A 3,480-nucleotide genomic window follows, 5' to 3' on the forward strand; every position below is an offset into this window, starting at 1 on the left:
GGGGAGACGAACCGCGTCAGATCGACGTTGCCGCCCGAGACGAGCAGCCCCACCCGTTGACCGGCGAAGCGGTCCCGGTTCGCCAGGGCCGCGGCGAGCCCGAGCGCTGCCGTCGGCTCGATCACCAGCTTCATGCGTGTGGCCACCAGGTGCATCGCCGCGATCAACTGCTCGTCGGTGGCGGTGAGGATGTCGGTGACGTGCTCGGCGATGATCGGGAACGTGTGTCGGCCCAGATGGGTGGTCTGGGCGCCGTCGGCGATGGTCCGCGGAGGGTCGATGTGGATGATCTCGCCGGCTCGCAACGACTGTGCCCCGTCGTCGCCGGTGGCCGGCTCGACTCCGAACACCCGGGTGTCAGGGGACAACCCCACGCCGGCGAGCAGTGAACCACTGAGCAGCCCTCCACCGCCGAGCGGGACGAGCAGGGCATCGAGACCCGCCACATCGGCGAACAACTCCGCCGCCGCGGTGCCCTGCCCGGCCAACACGTGGGGATGGTCGTAGGGCGGGATCACCGAACGTCCCTGCGAGGTCGCGATGTCGGTGGCGATGGCCTCGCGGTCCTCGGTGTAGCGGTCGTAGCGGACCACCGTCGCGCCGTACCCCAGCGTCGCATCGACCTTCGGACGCGGCGCGTCGTGCGGCATGACGATGGTCGCGGTGGTGTCGTGCAGGCGAGCCGCAAGCGACAGCGCCTGGGCGTGATTGCCGGACGAGAACGTGACTACTCCGGCCCTGCGCTGATCGGCGGTCAACCTGCTCACCGCGTTGTAGGCGCCGCGAAACTTGAAGGCGCCCATGCGTTGGAAGTTCTCGCACTTGAAGAACAGTGACATCCCTGCCTGCTCGTCGATGATCCGCGAGGTGTGGATCGGGGTGCGGTGGGCGACACCGTCGAGGGTGTCGGCGGCCGCGGCGACATCGTCGAACGTCGGGCTGGCGGGCATGGGCAGACGGTACCTGGGCCGCCACACGGCCCGCGTAGCATCGTTGCGGTGACGAATTGGTCGAGTAGGGACATCCCGGATCAGCAGGGCCGCACCGTGGTCATCACCGGCGCCAACAGTGGCCTCGGCGAGCAGGCGGCGAAGGCGCTCGGGGCCGCAGGCGCGACGGTCATCCTCGCGTGCCGCACCGTCGAGAAGGCGAAGCCGGTGGCGGCAGCGATCGGACCCAACGCATCGGTGGCCGAACTGGACCTGGCCGACCTCGCGTCGGTGCGCCGGTTCGCCGACGGTGTCGACACCGTCGACGTCCTGATCAACAACGCGGGCGTCATGGCGGTGCCGAAGAAACGGACCGCCGACGGTTTCGAGATGCAGCTGGGGACGAACCACCTCGGGCATTTCGCGCTCACCGGACTCCTGCTGCCCAAGATCACCGACCGTGTGGTCACCGTCTCGTCGCTCGCCCACGTGCTCGGCAAGATCGATCTCGACGACCTCAACTACGACCACCGTCGCTACGAGCGCTGGTCGGCCTACGGTCAGTCCAAACTCGCGAACCTGCTGTTCGGGTTCGAGCTGGCCCGCAAACTCGGTCGATCCGGTTCGGCGGTCTCGTCGATGGTCGCCCACCCCGGATACGCGACCACCGGGCTGCAGTCCCATACGCAGTCGATCTACGACCGGATCATGAAGGTCACCAACCTGGTCGGGCAATCGGCGGCCGACGGCGCTCTGCCGGAGTTGTACGCGGCCGCCTCGCCGGATGCGGCATCGGGTGCGTTCTACGGTCCCGGCGGATTCGGTGGCATGCGCGGAGCCCCGACGCTGACCAAACCGATGTCCAAGGCCCGCGACGAAGGTGTCGCACAGGCGCTTTGGATCGCGTCGGAGAAACTCACCGGGGTCACCTACGGCATCTGAGGTCGTCAGCGGTCAGTGGCTGTCGGCGGCGACCCGGACGAACGCTCGGACCAGGGGGTTCGGGTCGGTCGCGCGCCACGCGACGACGAGATGACTGGCTTCGCGGTCGGTCAGCGGCACCACCCGTACGCCGGGCGGTAGGAGCTGATGGATCGGGGCGAGCGCCGATGTCCCGTTCCACAGAACCGACTGGACGCACTCGGAGATCGTCCGCAGCTCGGGTCCGTCGGGGGTGTCGGTGCCCGACCAGTACGCACTCCACAGTGCGTCCGTGCCCTCGGGTAGGCGTACCCACCGTCGGTCGGCGAGCTCGGGCAGCGACAACGAGTCTCGGCCTGCCAGTGGGTCGTCGGTCCGCATGACCACCCCGATGGGGTCACTGCGCAGGACGTGCACTGGGATCCCCGATCGATTGAAGGGGTCCGGGTCAGGGCGACATCGACCGATCCGGCGCGGAGTCCCGCCGTCGGATCGCTCAGGTCGGCCTCCTGGACGATGACGTCGACGTGCGGTTGTCGGTCCCGAAATGTGCCCACCAGGCGGTTTCCGATCTGGTCGGCGGTGTCGGCCAACGTCCCGACGATGATCACCGAGGACCCGCAGGCGGCGGCCACCCGGACGCGGAGTCGCTCGGACTGCTCCAACAGCACGCGGGCCTCGTGGTGCAGGGCAGTGCCGGCCGCGGTGAGGGTGACACCGATGCTGGTGCGTTCGAGCAGGACCACACCGAGTTCGGTCTCCAGTGCCCGGATCGCCCGGCTCAGGGGTGGCTGCGTCATGTTCAGGCGCGCGGCGGCCCGTCCGATGTGCCCCTCGTCAGCGACCGCGACGAAGTAACGCAGCAGTCGCAGCTCCATGCAGCGACGATACCGATCCGGTATCGGGGGTGCCCATCAGGTTGTGGACCTGTCGCGTGGGCGAGGAGAACCATCATTGGTGAAAGGTCCACCGCAACAACAAAAGGAGACACTGTGACCGCCCCCGCAATCGACATCGGCAGCTTTCGATACGACACCACCCGCGCCCTGTTCGACGGATTCGTCGCGTTCGACGGCGTGGACGCGACGATGCGCACCGGCGTCACTCTTCCCGAGATCTTCGAACGGATGATGCGCCGCCGCGAGTTCACCGTCGCCGAGCTCGGGTTGACGTTCTACCTGCGCATGCTCGACACCGGTGACTGCCCGTTCATCGCGCTACCGATCTTCCCGAACCGGGTCTTCCGACACTCGTGCGTGTTCGTCAACGCGCACAGCGGCGTCGAACGACCGGAGGATCTCGTGGATCGGCGAATCGGCGAATTCGGGACGTACGGACAGGATTCCGGGGTGTGGGCCAAGGGCATGCTGTCCGACGAGTACGGGTTCGCGCCGCAGCACAACGAATGGGTCATCGGCGGTCTCGAACACCCGATGCCGCCCTTCGACTTCATCCCACATCCGCATCCGTCCGACGTGCATGTCACGGCTGCACCCGACGGTGCGACCTTGAACCAGATGATCGAGTCCGGCGAGATCGACGCGCTGTTCACCGCGAACGTCCCGCAGTGTGTCCTCGACGGCTCGACGAACGTGCGACGCCTGTTCGTCGACCACGAGACCGTCGAGCG

2 protein-coding genes and 2 pseudogenes are annotated in these 3,480 nt (G+C 67.6%); 2 read left to right on the forward strand and 2 right to left on the reverse strand.

Going from position 1 to position 3,480, the window contains the following annotated elements; translation table 11 throughout:
* Nucleotides 1-950, reverse strand: a 950-nt coding sequence (locus JHC79_RS23030) for a threo-3-hydroxy-L-aspartate ammonia-lyase (protein ID WP_296395291.1), incomplete at its 3' end; no start/stop codon positions are given.
* Between the two features lie 48 nt (nt 951-998).
* On the opposite strand from JHC79_RS23030, the gene JHC79_RS23035 reads away from it, so the two are divergent.
* Complete coding sequence (locus JHC79_RS23035; RefSeq protein ID WP_296395293.1) at nt 999-1,871, forward strand: oxidoreductase; 873 nt, start codon at nt 999-1,001, stop codon at nt 1,869-1,871.
* 12 nt (nt 1,872-1,883) lie between these two features.
* Here JHC79_RS23035 and JHC79_RS23865 read toward each other — a convergent pair.
* Nucleotides 1,884-2,728 (reverse strand): annotated as a pseudogene (locus JHC79_RS23865) (LysR family transcriptional regulator).
* Between the two features lie 114 nt (nt 2,729-2,842).
* Between JHC79_RS23865 and JHC79_RS23050 the strand changes: the two are divergent.
* Nucleotides 2,843-3,480, forward strand: a pseudogene (locus tag JHC79_RS23050) (4,5-dihydroxyphthalate decarboxylase); the annotation flags it as partial.

It is taken from the genome of Williamsia sp., from assembly GCF_016462415.1.
Taxonomy (GTDB): Bacteria; Actinomycetota; Actinomycetes; order Mycobacteriales; family Mycobacteriaceae; genus Williamsia_A.